Annotated in this window: 2 protein-coding genes and 1 pseudogene; all 3 read left to right on the top strand. The window is 68.3% G+C overall.

The annotated features are described in order from the left end of the window. Window positions 1-258 (top strand): sigma-70 family RNA polymerase sigma factor (locus MAXJ12_RS00645; RefSeq protein WP_008833792.1); only part of this gene is annotated, 258 nt, incomplete at its 5' end. Then, complete coding sequence (locus MAXJ12_RS00640) at window positions 255-923, top strand: anti-sigma factor (RefSeq protein WP_139043755.1); 669 nt, start codon at window positions 255-257, stop codon at window positions 921-923. The genes MAXJ12_RS00645 and MAXJ12_RS00640, both read left to right, overlap by 4 nt. After that, window positions 913-1125 (top strand): annotated as a pseudogene (locus MAXJ12_RS00635) (hypothetical protein); the annotation flags it as partial. The gene MAXJ12_RS00640 and the pseudogene MAXJ12_RS00635, both read left to right, overlap by 11 nt.

Below are 1125 nucleotides of genomic sequence, written 5' to 3'. Positions count from 1 at the left end.
GTAGCGGATCCCGCCGATACGCCGGAAGTGACGGTGCTGAAGGAGAACAAGGCTGCGGCGCTGAGGCGAATGGTCGACGCGCTGCCCGAGGAGCACCGCACGGTGGTCGACCTCGCTTATTATCACGGCAAGTCGGTCAGCGAGATCGGCGAGATCCTTTCGATACCCGTGGCGACGGTGAAGACCCGGATGTTTTACGCCCGCAAGAAACTTGGCGAGGCGCTGAAAGCCGCAGGTCACGACAGGGGTTGGCCATGAACGCCGGGGAAAACATGTCGCGCCGCGACGAGTTGGAAGCGCTGCTGCCCTTCTACCTGAACGGCACGCTGGAAGGCGACGACCTCGAAGCCGTCGAGGAATGGCTCGCCTCAGACCCTCAAGCCGCGGTTGCGCTCGCCGAGGCGGATGCGGAATTCGGCGGCGCGGTCGCCGCCAACGAGGCGCTGCGCCCGCCGGCCGATGCGCTGAGCCGCTTTTCCAAGGCGCTGGAGGCGGAAGCCGGGCCTGCGAGGGCAGAGGCGGGAAAATCCTGGCTCGCGGGCCGGTGGGAACGGATTGCCGGCCTGCCGGCGGGGCTCGCCTGGGCGACCGCGGCGGCGGCGGTCTTGCTGCTCGTCGCGCAGGCGGCGCTCGACACCGGCAGGCGGGGCGGCGATTTCGAGATCGCGGGAGAGGAAAGCGGCGTCGGCGCGATGCCGTTTGCCTTCGTCAAGTTCAAACCGGAGGCGGAGATGGCCGACATTTCGGCCTTCCTCGTCGAGAACGGCGCTGCGATCGCCGGCGGGCCGACGGCGGGCGGCGTGTTCCGCATCGCCATACCCGCCGAGACCGCCGCCGACTACGACAGGCTGGTCGGCCTCATTGCCGCCCAGCCCTTTGCCGAGACTGTTTCCGAGGGCAGGAAACCGGCCAATGGCGGGTAGGACATTCCGGATCGCGGCGTTTTCGGCGGCCATGCTTGTGGGCGCGACTCCGGCTTTGGCGCAGACCAACGACCCTTCCGGCGCGCTGCCGACCGATAGGCCGACGGTCCGGCCGGAAGGCACGGATCCGGCCTATGATCGCGGCGGGCAAAACGCTGTGCTGCTGCCGGACTTGCTGTTCGACCTGTTTCCCAATCCGGCC

Origin of the sequence: Mesorhizobium alhagi CCNWXJ12-2 (genome assembly GCF_000236565.1) — a bacterium.
Lineage (GTDB): Bacteria > Pseudomonadota > Alphaproteobacteria > Rhizobiales > Rhizobiaceae > Allomesorhizobium > Allomesorhizobium alhagi.
This window is presented reverse-complemented; position numbering and strand designations above follow the sequence as displayed.

Coding starts and splice junctions, on each gene's coding strand:
- MAXJ12_RS00640 (WP_139043755.1), top strand. CDS start 255: ATGAACGCCGGGGAAAACATGTCGCGCCGCGACGAGTTGGAAGCGCTG.